This is a genomic window from Neisseria sp. HMSC70E02 (assembly GCF_001838645.1).
Taxonomy (GTDB): Bacteria; Pseudomonadota; Gammaproteobacteria; order Burkholderiales; family Neisseriaceae; genus Neisseria; species Neisseria macacae.
On sequence record NZ_KV838054.1, the window covers coordinates 9,956 to 26,617 of the forward strand.

Here is a 16,662-nt window from a genome sequence, read left to right on the forward strand (position 1 = left end):
GTCCTGATTTAAAGTTAATCCACTATATTATTCCGTCAATAAATTTAATGCTTCCCGATATTTATCAACTGTTTTCTGAATAACATCGCTAGGGACGTCCGGTGCCGGAGCTTTTTTGTTCCAACCGCTTTGCTCCAACCAATCCCGAACAAATTGCTTGTCAAAAGACGGCGGATTAGTGCCGACTTGATATTGGTCAGCCGGCCAAAAGCGGCTGGAATCGGGCGTCAGTACTTCATCCATCAGGGTTAATGTACCGTTTTCATCCAGCCCGAATTCAAATTTGGTATCGCATATGATGATACCGCGTGATTTTGCATATTCTGCGGCTTCCGTATAAAGCTGAATGGCTTTAGCGCGCACTTCAGCCGCCAACTCTTTACCGATAATGCGTTCGCATTCTTCAAAACTGATGTTTTCATCATGATCACCGACGGCAGCCTTGGTGGACGGGGTAAAAATCACTTCCGGAAGCTGCTGCGCTTCTTTCATCCCTTCGGGAAGTTTGATGCCGCAGACAGAACCGTTTTTTTGGTAATCTTTCCACCCGCTACCTGCCAAATAACCGCGCACAATCGCCTCTACTTTGACAGGAGTCAGTTTCTTGGCAACAACCGCGCGTTTCTCGATGGCTTTGGCTTCATGTTCAGGCAACACGTCATAAACCGTATCGCCGGTAAAATGATTGGGCATGATATGCGCCAGTTTTTGAAACCAGAAATTGGAAATCTGCGTCAGAATTTCTCCTTTACCCGGAATCGGATTGTCTAAAATCACGTCAAATGCAGACAATCGGTCGGATGCGACCATCAACATGCGTTTGCTGTCGATTTCGTATAAATCGCGTACTTTTCCGGAGTAAATCTTTTTCAAGCTGATTTCGGACATTTCAGGTTTCTCCCTTCGCTGACTCGGTTTAAACAGGATTCCGTTATTTTATCCGAATTTGGATTTTTGGGTCAGATTGTTTACAAAATAGGTCGTCTGAAAACGTTTTGCACGGATGCAGACGCTTTCAGACGACCTTATCAATCCTAAGTATAGCTAATCAAAGATTAGATGCTAGGAACTTGGGTTTGTTGTTGGATGCTATTTACAGCTGACAGAGAGTAGTAATCGCCATGACCGGTTACTTCGTAAGTGCTGCCATCGGCAAACTTGAAGTTTTCGATCTTATGGTTGTTACCAGAGAACCAGTCGTCAATGGTAACAGTGTCACCGCCGCCGACAGATACGGTCAGGCTGTTGCCTGTTTTGCTCAACAACACGTCGGAAGCAGAAATACCTTTGCCGAATTGCAGGGTATCGTTACCGCTTTCGTCTTGGATGGTGTCGCGACCGTAACCTTTATCGAAGAAGTAGGTATCGTCGCCGGTACCGCCGATCAGGACATCGTTGCCGATGCCGCCGTCGAGGTAGTCGTTACCGTCTTTACCCACCAGGCAGTCATCGCCTGCCAAGCCGTACAGGTGGTTGTTGCCGGAGTTGCCGTTGATGTCGTTGTTCAGAGCGTTACCGGTACCGTTGATGTTGCCGGAACCTTGCAAGAACAGGTGTTCAACGTTGTCAGTCAGGGTGTAGTCGATTACGCTGCGAACGGTATCGATACCGCCATTAGCATTACCGTATTCGATAACTTGGTCACCTTTGTGGTCAACAAAGTAAACGTCGTTACCGTCGCCACCGCGCATGATGTCAGCGTCAGCACCACCGTTCAGGTAGTCATTGCCGTCACCGCCTTGCAGGTAGTCTTTACCACCTTGACCGTACAGGGAGTCACCGTTGTTGTCACCTTGCAGAGTGTCGTTACCGTCACCACCGTAAATCACGTCAGCACCGTCGCCACCGTAGATAACGTCATCACCGCCTGTACCGTAAATGGTATCTTTCTTATCAGTACCTACGGTTTTGGTCAGACCGTCTTTATCTTTGGTTGAACCATCGACATGGATGATGTTACCTGGATTTTTGTCGTCATGGCCGTAAGTATTTTGTTGGTTTTGATCGTCAACGCAATCTTTGCAGTCTTTATCGTTGGGTTTAGGCTGCGGTTTTGGTTGTGGTTTAGGTTGCGGTTGCGGCTGCGGTTGGGGTTTAGGCTGCGGCTGAGGTTGTGGCTGCGGCTTAGGTTGGGGTTGTGGGTGGGGTTGAGGTTGTGGTTTTGGCTCAACCGGTGGGCAGTAAGGATCAACATGCTTCGGAGGAACCGGTTTTGGAGCCGGTTTAGGGTAATAAGGTTTACCCGGGTTGCAGTTGAAATCGATGATGATGCATTTGTACGCAGGTTTCGGCGGAGGGCAGTAGGCGCCATGACCGAATTTGCCGTGAGGCATTTTGAAGCCGTGTGAAGAACCGTAGTTATGGAAACCGCCTTTGTAACCGAAACCGCCATGGCTCGGTGGGCAGTAAGGATTGTACGGTTTGACCGGAGGGCAATATGCGTTGAAGTGGCCTTTGGATGAGTAGCCGCCATAATGATAAGTCATAATAAATCACTCCCAGAATATAATTAAGAAGCATAGGCCTTTTGACAAAAATACAGACCAGCCAAACTGCCTACATTGTTATTTTAGTGATATTTCGCAGAAAACTTACATTCTCGTCGCTAACGGTAAAAATTTTGGATAAATGGAAATTTATTTTTCCATGATAATGAACAATATTACATTGGAAACCAACCCTGTTATTTTCATCATGACGCAATATCATGATTATTTTAACCAAATGAAAATACAATACGCCATAAAAATATTATTCATATATTTCAATAGTTTTTTAAGAATTGCTAGTTTTTACTCAATCCCGCTCATTTCTCATTCAATTGAAAATCTCCCTCCCATCCTTACCCATCAAGGTTTTATTGCATTATCATTTATTTTGACATGCGAATATGATTTAAACTTTTTTACACTTCGATTTTCATCTTACAAAACAAACAGATAAATCACCGAACTATATCAATCTTGATTACCGTATAACAATCCGTTGCAAAATGACAAAAGGGTCGTCTGAAAATACGTTTTTCAGACGACCCTTTTGGGTAGCACTCAAATCCATTGGCTGCTAAACCGTGTCAAAATTGCACCCGTTGCGCATTGGAAATTTCACGCTCATTCTCAATACTGAAATTTGCCCTTACATACTGCCCGAAAAGTTTCGCGGTCATACTTTGCGGGAAACGCCTCAACGTAGCGTTATAGGTGCGGACAGCCTGAATATAGTTATTCCTTGCTTGATTAATCCGGTTTTCCGCCTCTTCAAGACGCGTAGTCAGACGCTGATAATCCAAGCTTTCCGCCAAAAGCGGATAATGGTCTGAAATCAGCGTCATTTGTGTCAAAATTCCGCTCAATTCTCCCTGAACCTCCTGAAAACGCTTCAATTTCGCCGGGTTGGCAGCCTCCTCCAAATTCAGATTCATACGGACCGCCCGACTTTGAACGTCAGACAACTTGAACAAAATATCCTCTTCAGGGCCGGCATATGTCTTAACGACATTCGATAAATCGGACACCAATGCCGAACGCTGACCGTATTGCTTCATCACTTCCACCCAAGCATGTTTGATATCCTGTGCTTGAGCATGCATCACATAATAGCTGCGCCCGACAATACCTATTACCAATACTGCCAATACTATCGGCCACCATTTTTTCCACATCAACCACATACTCCGTGAATATACGCAACATTCCATACCGTATTCATTTTTTCAGACGACCCCAATCTGTATAAGAGGTCGTCTGAAAACCATCGAGCAGTATATCTCTAAGCTGTCCCTACCCGGATAAAAATCAAACAAACAAAATTATTTTCAGATAATCGGTATCGTTGCGAAGTTTGCACTATAATATATCAGGCATTGGCAGACTCCCTACCGCATCGGATTTTTATAGTGGATTAACTTTAAACCAGTACGGCGTTACCTCTCCTTAGCTCAAAGAGAACGATTCTCTAAGGTGCTGAAGCACCAAGTGAATCGGTTCCGTACTATCTGTACTGTCTACGGCTTCGTCGCCTTGTCCTGATTTATGTTAATTCCACTATAATTATTCCTCTTGCAAAAATCAGCATGATTTCAGGTTTAAATCCGCTTTCCATCTCTTTCGGAAACAAGCGGGGTCGTCTGAAAATAGAAAATGGGAAGCATCTTCTGCCTTCATTTCTACGCAGGGATGATGCAGTTAAGATGTCCCAGCCTGAATTTGCAAAAGGGTTATTTCACAAAATGGTCTTATTGGTGGATCAAACATCTACCCAACCGTCTTCCAATCTGTTTTGTCTTGAATGTACTGTTTCAGCGTTCCCGAATAATGAATTCGGACGCTTGCCCAAATCGTTCCAATTGCCGTCCTTTTAATCCGGCAATACTTTTTTAAAACTTTCAAACGAGGAGAAACCATATGCGAACCCTGTTAACCGGTTCAAAAGGACAATTGGCGCGTTGCTTTCGTGACCGCCTGCCTGAAAATTGGGAATTGATTGCCACCGATTCGACATCCTTGGATATTACAGATACCGAAGCCGTTCGCAATATGGTTCAAAACTTCCAACCCGACGCCATAGTCAATGCAGCGGCCTTTACCGCAGTCGATAAAGCAGAGGCCCATGTCGGCACCGCATTTGCCGTCAATGCCACCGCCGTCCACAACCTCGCCTCTGCCGCCCGCGCCTGCCAAGCCCGCTTTATCCATATCTCTACGGACTATGTGTTCGACGGCACAAACAAGACCCCATACAAAGAGCAAGACTATACCAACCCGCAAAGCGTGTATGGGCGCACTAAAGTCTCAGGCGAACTGCTCGCTTTGGCAGCCAATCCGGACAGCGTCATCATCCGTACCTCATGGCTATTCAGCGAATACGGCAACAACTTTGTTAAAACCATGATCAGACTAGCAGGAGAACGGGACAACCTCTCCATCGTTCACGACCAAACAGGCAGCCCGACCTACGCCGGCGACCTTGCCCAAGCCATCATTGCATTGCTACAGCAACCCGTCGCCCCACGGGGTATTTATCACTACGGCGGCAATAAATCGGTAACATGGTATGAATTTGCCCAAGCCATTTTCCAAGCGGCGCAACAGCAAGACCCTCATTTTAAAATTCCACAACTGAACGCCATCACGACCGACCAATACCCCCTACCCGCCCCGCGTCCTGCTTACAGCATTATGGACTGCCAAAAAATAGAAAACGAATGCGGCATCAAGGCATCCGATTGGCAAAAAGCGTTAAATGAAATCATTGGCAAGCTGGATAACTGACTAGCACCCTCTGCCATATAAAACAAAAGACCGCAAAAACGAAGCGGTCTTTTGTTTTACTCAGGATATACTGGCAGCAGAACAGAAATGTCGTATCACCATTACCAACTCTTTCTCGTAAGGTCGTCTGAAATTTCAGACGACCTATTTAGTCAATAACGCCCAATTCCTGTAACCCCCGCAACACCCCATCCTCGTCCACGCTCGGACATACAAATTTTGCCACAGCCTTTGCTTCAGCTTCACCATTGCCCATTGCCACTCCAAATCCGACAGTAGTCAACATTTCCAAGTCGTTGAAGCTGTCACCAAATGCCATAACATCCTTCATTTCAATCCCCAGTTTGCCTACGGCATGAGCAATTCCCCTTGCCTTAGAACCTTCAGAACGAAGCATATCCATGGCACATTCATGCCACCGAACCAATTTAAATCCGTTTTGTTGAATTTCATCTTCAATGGCGCGTTCTTGATTGGAGTCTGCAAAGATCAGCATTTGATACACTTTTGCCCGATGAAAATATTCTTTATCCACCAAAAAATCGGGAAAAATATGCGCCAATGCATCTTTAACAAGCGATGAAGGGCTGGAAACCGCAATTTCATTGTTATTCACAAAGGCGTAATCAATATTTTTATTGTCCAACGACGCGCATATTTCCATCATATTCGCAGAATCCATCGGATATTCCTGCAATACTTCCCCGTGAAACGACGTATATTGCCCATTAATAGTTACCAGCATATCGATTCCGCTTTCACGGATCAGCTCCTGCACTTTTTTCGGAATAGCCGCAGGAGGACGACCCGTTGCAATCGCGGTCAATATCCCTTTCTCTTTCAACGCCGCCATTGCTTTATAAACGGAAGGCCTCAGGGTATCGGTATATTTCCGATAGAGGGTGTCATCAATATCAAAGAAGATAATTTTCGGATTTTTCATAAGCAGGCAAACAAAAGTTTCATCATTTCAAAGTTCGGCTATTGTACCGCCACTGCCTGATATATCTAAACATTTATGACCACAAACAACCAGAGTTTTATCTTTTTCGGAGATACAAAAAAGACAAGCCCCTGAAAAATCAGGGGCTTGTCAGAATCTGGCACGCCCACGGGGAATCGAACCCCGGTTACCGCCGTGAAAGGGCGATGTCCTAACCGCTAGACGATGGGCGCAGAAATTTTCTATTGGCGCACCCGGAGCGATTCGAACGCCCGACCCTCTGGTTCGTAGCCAGATACTCTATCCAACTGAGCTACGGGTGCACTGAAAGAAAGATTTGGATTATATTTTCCCATATATGACTTGTCAAGGGTTTTCTTGGATAAACGATGTGCAAAGTGTAGAATACTGCCCTGTTGTGTGAATTTTCAGGAATTTAGGATGTTTCATCTTTCTCGCTGGTTGAGATTATCGGAAGCTTTTACCCGATTGAACCGCCCTGTTGTGGTCGTTGATTTAGAATCTACCGGCGGCAATCTGTATCAAGACAGGGTGACGGAAATTGCCTTTCTGCGCTTTGAAAACGGCCGGGTGGAACATTATGAACAATTGATCAACCCGGGGAAGCCGATTCCTGAATTTGTCGTCCAACTGACCGGCATTACCAATGAAATGGTGGCGCAGGCTCCCGCTTTCGACCAAATTGCTCCCGACATACTGCCTTTACTGCGCGGCTCCTTGATTGTGGCGCACAACAGCCGTTTCGACTACACCTTCCTGCGTCATGAATTTTGTCGTGCAGGTATTGATTTTGCCGCTCCGGCATTGTGTACCGTCCAACTGTCCCGCCGTCTGTACCCTCAATTTTATAAACACAATCTTGACAGTATTATCAGCAGGATGGGAATCCAAACGGACGATCGTCACCGTGCATTGGCCGATGTTTTGGCGCTTGCCGATTATTTGGAACACAGCCTGAAAGAGAAAACCTCCGATGAATGGGACAATCATTGCCGTACGTTGATGAATCCGAAAATGCTGCCGACGCAGCTATCCGATTCTTTGACGGCAAAACTCTATTCATTACCCGATACGGTAGGCGTACTTGTCTGGTTTGACCATTCAGGAAAAGTGCTGTCCGTCGAAGCCTATGAAAAAACGTATAGCGAAATCGCCGCCCTACTCCACAGCAAAGAAGGCTTGCACTATGTTCAAAATGCCGCAGATGTGAAATTCATCCCCGCAGTAGGGAGCCTGCATGCCTTGTGGTTGAAAGCTCAGGTTATGCAGGAATATCAAGGGGAGTTATCTGCACCATTTCCCCTCAAGCAATTGAATCCCAAAACATTTATGACTGTTAAGTTCATACCCGACGAACATGGCATACTGAAGGCACGAATTGTGCCGCTAGACAACGGCAGCAGCACCACCCGCCCTTACGGTTTGTTTATCCACAAAAAAGCGGCAAAACGCGCATTGAACATCTGGGCGCAAGAACACCATTTCTGTCCCGATGCCTTAAACATTTTGCCGGTCAGTCACGCAAAGGGAGCGTTATGCCCCGTGCAGGCTGTCGGCAAGTGCAATGGGACATGCCATAAAGGTGACGGAATCGAAGAACAAAATACCCGAATTCATGCCATGGCATCCAAGCTGCCTGTTGCTGACTGGGGGAAAGTGCATGAAGTGGAAATCACGGAAACAGACGAATTATCAGGCCGCAGCGTCATCATGCGCTGCGCCGGAGGCGCTTTGGAACTGCCGAACGGACACTGGTATTTCGACAACCTGCTGCCGTCTATATTAAAAATTAAATTCAAACGAGACAGACAAAACATCCGCGTTATCGCTTGAGTAATTGACGTAAGCGGACGAACAAAAAAGAGGTCGTCTGAAAACCAAGTTAGCGTTTTCAGACGACCTTTTTCATTAGTGAGCATTATCCAAATCTACGGCTTATCACAGCTGTTTCAAATACAAAACCTCAATCCGTCATAAGATTTATTGAGCTATCCTTTTGGATACCCGAGAAGGAATGGAGGCTTTCTCCCCGGCTTTCTTTATTTGGGAGAGGTATTTTTTATAAAATATTTTCGCATTCCGTTTATCTTTTGAATCCCAATACGCATCTGCAATATTTAAGTATGCAACAGTTCTGTCTGGGGATGCCTTAATAATCTTATGTAAGAGATATATTGCAGACTGATGATGCTCCTGATTATTAAGATAAAATGCAATATTATTATATGTTGCAATATTTTTCTGATTAATCGGGTATCTGCCAAGATACCAATCCATTCTACTTTTATCTATATCAAAACCCGAGTAGTCTTTGACATATTCTTCTAAATCGTCCAATGTATTTTCAAGTGCATAAAAAGTTCTACATTTCTCACCATGCATCTTTAAAACAGTCTGTCTATCATAATCTTTTATGGGTTTATGGATATTTTTTCTGCACTCTAAAGATTTAACGTCAAAATCTTCCTTATACAGACTAATCGTTTTCAATTTATCTAAAATTAATAACTTCCCATTCCTTTTTATGTAATATTCTTCATAAAATCTCCCACCAAAATCATCAACCCTAACGACAATAAAATCGCCCTCCTCATAAGACGTAATATTTTCCTTCTTTACGTCACTAAAAAAATTATTTATTTCAATCGATTGCTTTTTATCTCCAATTGGTTCGTAACTATTGGCGCTTACTGACACAGGAAACAGCATTATTAATAAATACAAACCGATTTTTTTCATTTTCTTTTTACTCTTTTTTAAATCTAAAAAATACAGCCATAAAGACAAACAAAGAAGATTGATGATTTTTACTGCAACTGAACAGCCCAAACCTCAGGGAAAAGGCGGAACAGACAAATCAAATTGCTTCAGTAAACCGACGGTTTCATAAACAGGCAGTCCCATCACGCCGGTAAAACTACCCTGCAAATGCTCGACAAACACGCCGCCCAAGCCTTGGATTCCGTATGCACCGGCTTTATCCATCGGTTCGCCGCTTTGAATGTAGGCAAAGATTTCGTCAGGGGATAAGGTTTTGAAACGCACATCGCTGGTTTGCAAGACGCTGCGCGTTTCGCCTTGCCAATAAACGCATACGGCAGTCAACACTTGATGGGTTTGCCCTGACAACTGCCCAAGCATTGCGGCGGCATGCTCTTGGGTTTCGGGTTTGCCGAGGATATGGTTTTGATAGGCAACTGTAGTATCGGCGGTCAGAATGGGAAATTCGGGCGGCGTATCATGTTGTGAAAACCATTGGGCGACGGCAGCAGCGTTCTTTTCGTTCGCCATACGCTGAACATAATCGGCGGCATTTTCGTCAGGAAATGGCGTTTCATCGATATCGGCGGGAATGCGCCGAATTTGGTAGCCTAAGTTTTCAAGGATTTCGCGGCGGCGCGGGCTGCCGGAGGCGAGATAAAGTGTCTTCATAGTAGGGATGGTGTTCAGATATTTGGGATACGGATTTTGGGGATTTAATCGATAAAGCGGATAGGTATACAGAAAGGTCGTCTGAAATTTTTCAGACGACCTTTCTAATCGTTAATCGTGTTGATCCAATTGATAAATTTGGGCAACGGCATCGACCAGATTGCTGTTTTCCGAGCCTGCCTTATTGAGGGTTTGAGTGGGAGAGTGGAGGAGTTTGTTGGTCAATTGGATGGAGAGCCGCTCCAATACCTCTTCCGCCGATGCACCTTTGGCAAGCTGTTTCATCGCATTTTCCAAAACCTGCCTGCGGGCGCGTTCGCCTTCGTCACGCAGGGCGCGGATAAGGGGGACGCTTTGGCGGCTTTGTTGTTGGCGGACAAACTCACCGACCTTTTTCTCCACCATAGCTTCGGCTTCGGCAGCCGCTTTTTGGCGGGCCTCCTTGCCGTTTTGGACGATGCCCATCATGTCGTCAACAGTGTAGAGATAAGCGTCGCCCAGCTCCCCTACTTCGGCTTCGATATCGCGCGGAACGGCAAGGTCGAGCAGAAACATGGGCATATTGAGACGCAGGCGCAATGCGCGTTCCACCATGCCTTTGCCGACCAACGGGAGCTGGCTGGCGGTAGAGGAAACGACGACATCGTATTCGTGCAAAATGTCGGGCAACTCTGTCAGCAGGCAAGGCTCGGCATTCAGTCCGAGCTTGTCGCACAACTCTTGGGCGCGCGGCAGGGTACGGTTGGCAACGGTAATGAGTTTGGGATTTTTGGCGGCGAAATAGGTGGCGACCAATTCAATCATTTCGCCCGCGCCGATAAATAGAACGTTCAGATCGCCGATATCGGGAAAAATCTGTTCGGCAAGTTTGACAGATGCGGAAGCCATCGAAACGGAATTCTCGCCGACGGCAGTGTCGGTACGCACTTCTTTGGCAACGGCAAACGTTTTTTGAAACAATGCGTTGAGGTTGGTATTGATGCTTTCTTGTTCTTGGGCGACACGCACGGCATCTTTAATCTGTCCCAAAATCTGCGGCTCGCCCAATACCATAGAATCCAATCCGCAGGCGACGCGGAAAGCGTGGCGGATGGTTTCGTTGTTGTCCAAGGTATAAAGATAGGGGCGGATTTCTTCGGCGGGCAGGTTGTGGTATTGCGCCAGCCATTCGATGATTTGCTCGGTTTCGCCGACGCAGTAAAGCTCGGTGCGGTTGCAGGTCGATAGAATTACTGCCTCCTTCGCTGCTTTGCTTCGAGCAAGGTTGCGGACGGCTTCGGGCAGGCTTGCTGCGGTGAATGCCAGCTTCTCGCGTATACTCAAAGGCGCAGTTTGGTGGTTGAGTCCGACGGCGGTAAGTTGCATGGGATAAGGGGGAGAGATGGTATGTGTCGGCGGGTATTATAGCTTAACTTGACTTTGAAATGAATGTGTTGGCTTCCAAACAAACAGTGCGATTGGCAAAATTTAGATTACCCGGGGTCGTCTGAAAACATCAGATTCATATAACGAAATCATCTTTAAATCGAACAAACCATTCTTTCCCATTTTCAGACGACCTGATTAAAGTAGCTCCAAACTGAGAATAAGGAGCACCCTATGACTACCACCGCCGACCCGCGCGCCAAGCTGCCCGACACCCCGCTTTCCGGCAACGAAGCCCTGAAAGACCGCAGCGACTATCTGCACGGTACCATCAAAGACGATTTGACCGACGACTTTACCGGCGGCTTTACCGCCGACAATTTCCAGCTCATCCGTTTCCACGGCATGTACGAGCAGGATAACCGCGACATCCGCGCCGAGCGCACCGACCAAAAACTCGAACCCTTAAAAAACATGATGTTGCGCTGCCGCTTGCCCGGCGGCATCATCACGCCGGCGCAGTGGCTGGGCATAGACGAATTTGCCGGCGACCACACCATTTACGGCTCCATCCGCCTGACCAACCGCCAAACCTTCCAATACCACGGCATTTTAAAAACCGATTTGAAACTGGCGCACCAGTCCCTGCACAAACTCGGCCTCGATTCCATCGCCACCGCCAGCGACGTCAACCGCAACGTACTCTGCACCAGCAACCCCGTCCAAAGCCCGCTGCACCAAGAAGCCTACGAATGGGCGAAACGCATCAGTATGCACCTTCTGCCGCGAACCATGGCTTACGCCGATGTCTGGCTGGACGGCGAAAAAGTGTTCACCACCGAACCGACCGAGCCGCGCAACAAAGAAATCGCCGACGATGTCGAGCCGATTTTGGGCAAAACCTATCTGCCGCGCAAATTCAAAACCGCCGTCGTCATCCCGCCTGATAACGATGTGGACATCCACTCTAACGATTTAGGCTTCGTCGCCATCGAAGAAAACGGCAAGCTTGTCGGCTTCAACGTCCTTGTCGGCGGCGGGCTGTCCAGCGAACACGGCAACACCAAAACTTACCCCAACACCTCCTACGAATTCGGTTTCGTCCCCCTCGAATACACCCTCAACGCCGCCGAAGCCGTCGTCAGCACCCAGCGCGACTGGGGCAACCGCAGCGACCGCAAAGCCGCCCGCACCCGCTACACCCTCCAGCGCGTCGGCGTCGAAGTGTTCAAAGAAGAAGTCGAACGGCGCATGGGCATCAAGTTCGAACCCATCCGCCCCTACGCCTTCACCCATCGCGGCGACCACATCGGCTGGGTTAAAGGCCTCGAAGGCAACTGGCACCTGACCCTGTTTATCGAAAACGGCCGCCTGCTCGACTACCCCGGCAGGCCGTTGAAAACCGGCGTGCGCGAAATCGCCAAAATCCACCCCGGCGACTTCCGCCTGACCGCCAATCAAAACCTCGTCGTCGCCAACGTCCCGCCCGAGCTGAAAGACACCATAGACAAAATCGCCAAAGAACACGGCTTAATCAGCAAATCCATCACCATCCAGCGCGAAAACTCGATGGCGTGCGTTGCCCTGCCGACCTGTCCGCTGGCGATGGCGGAGGCCGAACGCTTCCTGCCATCGTTCTCCGACAAAATCGACGAAATGTTCGCCAAATACGGCTTGGAAGACGAATACATCGTCCTGCGCGTCACCGGCTGCCCCAACGGCTGCGGCCGCGCCATGCTCGCCGAAATCGGCTTAGTCGGCAAAGCCGTCGGCCGCTACAACCTCTACGCAGGCGGCAACCGCGAAGGCACCCGCATCCCGCGCCTCTTTAAAGAAAACATTACCGAACCCGAAATCCTCGAAATCGTCGACGGCTGGGTCGGCAACTGGGCGCAAAACCGCCTCGACGACGAAGGTTTCGGCGACTTTGCCGTCCGTACCGGCATCGTCAAACCCGTCCTCGACCCGCCGCGCGATTTTTGGGCTTGAAAACCTTATAGTGGATTAACTTTAAACCAGTACGGCGTTACCTCTCCTTAGCTCAAAGAGAACGATTCTCTAAGGTGCTGAAGCACCAAGTGAATCGGTTCCGTACTATCTGTACTGTCTACGGCTTCATCGCCTTGTCCTGATTTAGTTAATCCACTATAAGAAACAAAGTTGGACATTAAAAGGTCGTCTGAAAACCCGCAATGCTTGTTTTCAGACGACCTTTTGATTGTTTAAACCAACTTGTTAACTTATTTCGCAGCCTTAAACGCGTCGGTAACCTGTTTGGACGCATTCAGCAATTCTTGCGCGCCGCCCGCCGCCAAATAGGTTTCGGGAACGAGGTAAACCACCTGTCCTTTTTTCCATGCGGTCGTTTCGGCGACCAGCGGATTGTTCAACACGTCTTTCGCCGCCTGTCCTTCCTCGCCGATGGCAGCGCCCCTATCAAGGACAAACAGCCAGTCGGGATTTTTCTCTTTCAGGTATTCGAAGCTGACGGGCTGACCGTGGCTGCCTTCTTTGATGGCTTCGTCAACGGCCGGAACACCGATGTCTTTGTGCAGCCAGCCGCCCAGTCGTGAAGACGGACCGAAGGCGGACAGTTTCCCGCCGTTGACCAGAATCACCAAACCCTTGCCTTTACCTTGCGCGGCAGCTTTTGCGGCTTCAAAAGATGCGTCGATTTCCGCCTTCAGCTTGTCGGCTTCCGCCTGTTTGCCGAAGATTTGCGCCAGCGCGTCGATACGCTCTTTGGCACTGTCTTTGAGGTTGGCGGTATCGGCGGTCATTTCGATGGTCGGCGCAATGGCGTTCAACTTGTCAAACGCTTTGGCTGCGCGGCTGCCGATAATGATGAGCTGCGGCTTGTAGGCGTTGAGCGCCTCGTAATCCGGCTCGAACAGCGTACCGGCAGGTTTTGTCGTTTTGAAATATTCGTCCAAATAAGGCAGCAGGTTTTTGTCGATGGACAGACCGGTTTTCACGCCCAATTTGTTTAAAGTGTCGAGCATACCCAAATCGTAAACGGCGATACGTTCGGGATTTTGCGGCACTTTCGCGTCGCCGCGCGTCGTTTTGACGGTCAAACCCGCGCCTTCGGTTTGGGCTGCGGAAGCGGTTTGGGCGTTTTGATTTGAAGCGGAATCTTTCGGCGAACACGCACCCAAAGCAAGGGCGCAGCATACGGCTAAAGCAGTCAGACGTAACATGGATTCTCCAAGCAGATATAAAACGAAAATATGGAAAAGGCCGTTTGAACAAGAAAATTTAAAGGCTTCCAATCAGAAAGCCGAACGTTCAGACGACCTTTACGGTTTGATGTTACCAAATTAACCAATAACAATTATCGTTTATTTTATTAGATATAAAAGAGGCTGTCCATCGGTCTTTAAATGCGGTTGTCGGCCATCTCTCCGCCATCATTCATCAAACAACCAATCCCAACCTTTTCCCCAATGCCAAAATCGCCCTTCTATTCGATGGGGAGAACACTTTTTCCGCCGCTTCTTCAATGCCGAACCATCCGTAAGCGACGTGTTCGTCAGGCTGCAAAACAATCACCGCATCGCGCGGAATTTCGGCGGAAAAGATGTGTTCGCGGTTTTCGAACACGCCTTTCGGATAGCGGTGCCGCCAGTGGTGGTAGATTTCATAAACTGTGCTGTCGTGCCAGTTGCAGAGCTGCCCGTCCGCAAGGCGGATGCCGGTTTCTTCCCAAACTTCGCGTTTGGCGGTTTCCTCTATGGTTTCGTCCGGTTCGATGCTGCCGGTTACCGACTGCCAAAAACCTGGCGGCGAAGTGCGTTCGATTAAAAGGATATTGCCGTCGGCATCATGCAGGACAACCAACGCGGACACGGGATACTTCAAGGGCTTTGCCATCAATCGTCTCCGCCGGAATCCATCGCAGGATCGGATTTGGTATCGCTGCGCGCCTGCATTCCCGCCTTAATCATGGCGATGCTGCTCGGTGCCTGGCTTTCGTTCAGGATGCGGACTTCGCGCTGCGGATAAGGGAACTCAATGCCGTGTTCGTTAAACTGCCGCCAAATATCCAGAAAAATCGCCGATTGCAGCGCGGCAAAGCCGTTTTCCGGGTCTTTCACCCAATACGTCGCGCGCAAATCGATACCGTTGTCGCCGAAGTTGGTGACTACCGCCAAAGGCGCGGGATTGTTGGAAACACGCGGCTGCGCGGCGGCTGCGCTTTTGATGATGTCCAGCGCCTTAATCAAATCGGAATGATAGGCAACCTGTATATTGAACGCCTGCTGCAATTCGCGGCTGGTATAGGATTCGTTGACCACCATCGAGGTAACGAACGTCTCGTTCGGAATCAGCGCCTCCGTACCGTTGGCATTGCGCAGCACGACGAAACGCGAGGTAATTTTGGTGACATAGCCGGTAAAGTTGTTGACCGTCAGGCGGTCATTCATGCGGATGGAGCGGTCGCCTAAAATGATAAAACCGGAAATATAGTTGCTCGCCACTTTTTGCAGGCCGAAACCGATACCGACACCTAACGCACCGCCGAACACCGACAATACCGTCAAATCAATCCCCACCAGAGGCAGCGCAATCAAGACCGCCAACACCATCATCACCGTTTTGACGACTTTGGACAAAATCATGCTCAGATTGGTATCCAAGCTGCTCTTCTCCAAATGTCCGCCGATAACTCGAGCCAGCCACGACGCACCTATCATCAGGAGGCCGACCCACAAAATCCCGTTCAGAATCGTCAGCAGGCTGAGCCTGCCCGAACCGACCGAGAAACTGATGCCGTCCAGCACCTCCAAAATCTTATCGTCCAAACCCGACAGCCAAAGCACGAACCCTATCCACAAAACCATGGATACCGCCCGCTCCAGCCAGTCGGTCAGTTTGTTTTGCGGCAAAGCGGCATGAACCACCGCCACGCTGACCCGAATCAGAATCATCCAGCGCGCCGCCAAAATCAACAGATGCAGCCATACCGCGCGAAATTCCGTCAGATTGCAGACAAACAAAGCCGCTGCGCCGAAAATCATCATCAACACCGGCCACAAAATCCTTCTGCCGATATGCCGCAAAAGTGCGAAGCTGCCGTGTTCCGAAAAGAAATAACGGTCGTTGAGGCGGTTTGACAGCCAAAACGCCGCCACCATCAGCATCAAGACACCGACCAGCTCTATCCAGCCCGAAACCTGTCCGAAGTTGCGCTCCACCAAGCTCGATGTAAACGCCTGACGCGCAAACAAATCATGCAAAATACTGTCCATCCGCCCTGTTTTTTATTAAAAATCAAAGCTGAGATTATATAGCAGCCATTAAATTCCGCCACATCCATTTACCCCCGAGGTCGTCTGAAAAACATCGCGGCTTCCAATCAAGTATGAACCATTCCGCAGCCCTACCCTCCCTGACACCAAACAAATTCAAAGCCGCTTCAAGCAGATAGCCGAAACCGTCCGGCTTTACCCTTGCCAAAGCCGTGCAAGAAAACTATAATCCCAAACTTCTCGAGTCGGAGTGTGGCGCAGTCTGGTAGCGCACTTGCATGGGGTGCAAGGGGTCGAAGGTTCGAATCCTTTCACTCCGACCAAAAATTCAACAGCCCGGTCATTTTTGACCGGGCTGTTTTTTTGCCTTGACTGTCTC

The 16,662-nt window shown here is 48.7% G+C and carries 13 protein-coding genes and 3 tRNA genes; 4 read left to right on the plus strand and 12 right to left on the minus strand.

The window, feature by feature from the left end:
- Window positions 1-27 precede the first annotated feature (27 nt).
- The 3 genes from HMPREF3277_RS00580 to HMPREF3277_RS00590 form a co-directional block, all read right to left on the minus strand.
- Complete coding sequence (locus tag HMPREF3277_RS00580; protein ID WP_003761452.1) at window positions 28-888, minus strand: phosphoribosylaminoimidazolesuccinocarboxamide synthase; 861 nt, start codon at window positions 886-888, stop codon at window positions 28-30.
- A 167-nt stretch (window positions 889-1,055) separates the two neighbouring features.
- Window positions 1,056-2,486: a calcium-binding protein gene (locus HMPREF3277_RS15535; RefSeq protein WP_246830732.1), complete on the minus strand. Its 1,431-nt coding sequence runs from the start codon at window positions 2,484-2,486 to the stop codon at window positions 1,056-1,058.
- Between the two features lie 587 nt (window positions 2,487-3,073).
- The gene (locus tag HMPREF3277_RS00590; protein WP_003766272.1) at window positions 3,074-3,661 is read right to left on the minus strand and encodes a LemA family protein; all 588 of its coding nucleotides are present in this window, start codon (window positions 3,659-3,661) and stop codon (window positions 3,074-3,076) included.
- 742 nt (window positions 3,662-4,403) lie between these two features.
- On the opposite strand from HMPREF3277_RS00590, the gene rfbD reads away from it, so the two are divergent.
- Window positions 4,404-5,270, plus strand: coding sequence for a dTDP-4-dehydrorhamnose reductase (gene rfbD / locus HMPREF3277_RS00595; protein ID WP_070869723.1), 867 nt, complete (start codon window positions 4,404-4,406; stop codon window positions 5,268-5,270).
- 148 nt (window positions 5,271-5,418) lie between these two features.
- On the opposite strand, the gene HMPREF3277_RS00600 is transcribed toward rfbD, so the two are convergent.
- The 3 genes from HMPREF3277_RS00600 to HMPREF3277_RS00610 form a co-directional block, all read right to left on the minus strand.
- A complete protein-coding gene (locus tag HMPREF3277_RS00600; protein WP_070869724.1) occupies window positions 5,419-6,213 on the minus strand; it encodes a Cof-type HAD-IIB family hydrolase in 795 nt (264 codons plus the stop codon).
- Window positions 6,214-6,371: 158 nt separating this feature from the next.
- Window positions 6,372-6,446: transfer RNA gene (locus tag HMPREF3277_RS00605), tRNA-Glu, on the minus strand.
- A 13-nt stretch (window positions 6,447-6,459) separates the two neighbouring features.
- A tRNA-Arg gene (locus HMPREF3277_RS00610) sits at window positions 6,460-6,536 on the minus strand.
- A 118-nt stretch (window positions 6,537-6,654) separates the two neighbouring features.
- On the opposite strand from HMPREF3277_RS00610, the gene HMPREF3277_RS00615 reads away from it, so the two are divergent.
- Window positions 6,655-8,067 carry a 3'-5' exonuclease family protein gene (locus HMPREF3277_RS00615; RefSeq protein WP_070869725.1) on the plus strand — a complete coding sequence of 471 codons (1,413 nt, stop codon included), beginning with the start codon at window positions 6,655-6,657 and terminating at the stop codon, window positions 8,065-8,067.
- 147 nt (window positions 8,068-8,214) lie between these two features.
- Here HMPREF3277_RS00615 and HMPREF3277_RS00620 read toward each other — a convergent pair whose 3' ends face one another.
- The 3 genes from HMPREF3277_RS00620 to hemA all read right to left on the minus strand — a co-directional run bounded on the left by HMPREF3277_RS00620 (window position 8,215) and on the right by hemA (window position 11,031).
- Window positions 8,215-8,973 carry a tetratricopeptide repeat protein gene (locus HMPREF3277_RS00620; protein WP_070869726.1) on the minus strand — a complete coding sequence of 253 codons (759 nt, stop codon included), beginning with the start codon at window positions 8,971-8,973 and terminating at the stop codon, window positions 8,215-8,217.
- A 93-nt stretch (window positions 8,974-9,066) separates the two neighbouring features.
- On the minus strand, window positions 9,067-9,666 hold the full coding sequence (locus HMPREF3277_RS00625; protein WP_070869727.1) for a Maf family protein: 600 nt from the start codon (window positions 9,664-9,666) through the stop codon (window positions 9,067-9,069).
- A gap of 111 nt (window positions 9,667-9,777) precedes the next feature.
- Complete coding sequence (gene hemA / locus HMPREF3277_RS00630; RefSeq protein ID WP_003777421.1) at window positions 9,778-11,031, minus strand: glutamyl-tRNA reductase; 1,254 nt, start codon at window positions 11,029-11,031, stop codon at window positions 9,778-9,780.
- 234 nt (window positions 11,032-11,265) lie between these two features.
- Here hemA and cysI point away from each other — a divergent pair, with 234 nt between their 5' ends.
- Window positions 11,266-13,020: an assimilatory sulfite reductase (NADPH) hemoprotein subunit gene (cysI, locus tag HMPREF3277_RS00635; RefSeq protein WP_003766229.1), complete on the plus strand. Its 1,755-nt coding sequence runs from the start codon at window positions 11,266-11,268 to the stop codon at window positions 13,018-13,020.
- Window positions 13,021-13,271: 251 nt separating this feature from the next.
- Here cysI and HMPREF3277_RS00640 read toward each other — a convergent pair whose 3' ends face one another.
- From HMPREF3277_RS00640 to HMPREF3277_RS00650, 3 genes are all read right to left on the minus strand, one after another.
- Window positions 13,272-14,231: a siderophore ABC transporter substrate-binding protein gene (locus HMPREF3277_RS00640; RefSeq protein WP_070869735.1), complete on the minus strand. Its 960-nt coding sequence runs from the start codon at window positions 14,229-14,231 to the stop codon at window positions 13,272-13,274.
- Window positions 14,232-14,448: 217 nt separating this feature from the next.
- Window positions 14,449-14,904: a dihydroneopterin triphosphate diphosphatase gene (gene nudB / locus HMPREF3277_RS00645; protein WP_070869728.1), complete on the minus strand. Its 456-nt coding sequence runs from the start codon at window positions 14,902-14,904 to the stop codon at window positions 14,449-14,451.
- A complete protein-coding gene (locus HMPREF3277_RS00650) occupies window positions 14,904-16,283 on the minus strand; it encodes a mechanosensitive ion channel family protein (protein WP_070869729.1) in 1,380 nt (459 codons plus the stop codon). The genes nudB and HMPREF3277_RS00650 overlap by 1 nt, the downstream gene beginning before the upstream one ends.
- A gap of 246 nt (window positions 16,284-16,529) precedes the next feature.
- On the opposite strand from HMPREF3277_RS00650, the gene HMPREF3277_RS00655 reads away from it, so the two are divergent.
- Window positions 16,530-16,606, plus strand: a tRNA-Pro gene (locus HMPREF3277_RS00655).
- Window positions 16,607-16,662: the final 56 nt, after the last annotated feature.

What these genes read in the sequence shown, in the direction of transcription:
- hemA (WP_003777421.1), bottom strand. Translation starts at nt 11,031, where the DNA reads ATGCAACTTACCGCCGTCGGACTCAACCACCAAACTGCGCCTTTGAGT.
- HMPREF3277_RS15535 (WP_246830732.1), bottom strand. Translation starts at nt 2,486, where the DNA reads ATGACTTATCATTATGGCGGCTACTCATCCAAAGGCCACTTCAACGCA.
- HMPREF3277_RS00615 (WP_070869725.1), top strand. Translation starts at nt 6,655, where the DNA reads ATGTTTCATCTTTCTCGCTGGTTGAGATTATCGGAAGCTTTTACCCGA.
- cysI (WP_003766229.1), top strand. Translation starts at nt 11,266, where the DNA reads ATGACTACCACCGCCGACCCGCGCGCCAAGCTGCCCGACACCCCGCTT.
- HMPREF3277_RS00625 (WP_070869727.1), bottom strand. Translation starts at nt 9,666, where the DNA reads ATGAAGACACTTTATCTCGCCTCCGGCAGCCCGCGCCGCCGCGAAATC.
- HMPREF3277_RS00590 (WP_003766272.1), bottom strand. Translation starts at nt 3,661, where the DNA reads ATGTGGAAAAAATGGTGGCCGATAGTATTGGCAGTATTGGTAATAGGT.
- HMPREF3277_RS00580 (WP_003761452.1), bottom strand. Translation starts at nt 888, where the DNA reads ATGTCCGAAATCAGCTTGAAAAAGATTTACTCCGGAAAAGTACGCGAT.
- nudB (WP_070869728.1), bottom strand. Translation starts at nt 14,904, where the DNA reads ATGGCAAAGCCCTTGAAGTATCCCGTGTCCGCGTTGGTTGTCCTGCAT.
- rfbD (WP_070869723.1), top strand. Translation starts at nt 4,404, where the DNA reads ATGCGAACCCTGTTAACCGGTTCAAAAGGACAATTGGCGCGTTGCTTT.
- HMPREF3277_RS00600 (WP_070869724.1), bottom strand. Translation starts at nt 6,213, where the DNA reads ATGAAAAATCCGAAAATTATCTTCTTTGATATTGATGACACCCTCTAT.
- HMPREF3277_RS00620 (WP_070869726.1), bottom strand. Translation starts at nt 8,973, where the DNA reads ATGAAAAAAATCGGTTTGTATTTATTAATAATGCTGTTTCCTGTGTCA.
- HMPREF3277_RS00640 (WP_070869735.1), bottom strand. Translation starts at nt 14,231, where the DNA reads ATGTTACGTCTGACTGCTTTAGCCGTATGCTGCGCCCTTGCTTTGGGT.
- HMPREF3277_RS00650 (WP_070869729.1), bottom strand. Translation starts at nt 16,283, where the DNA reads ATGGACAGTATTTTGCATGATTTGTTTGCGCGTCAGGCGTTTACATCG.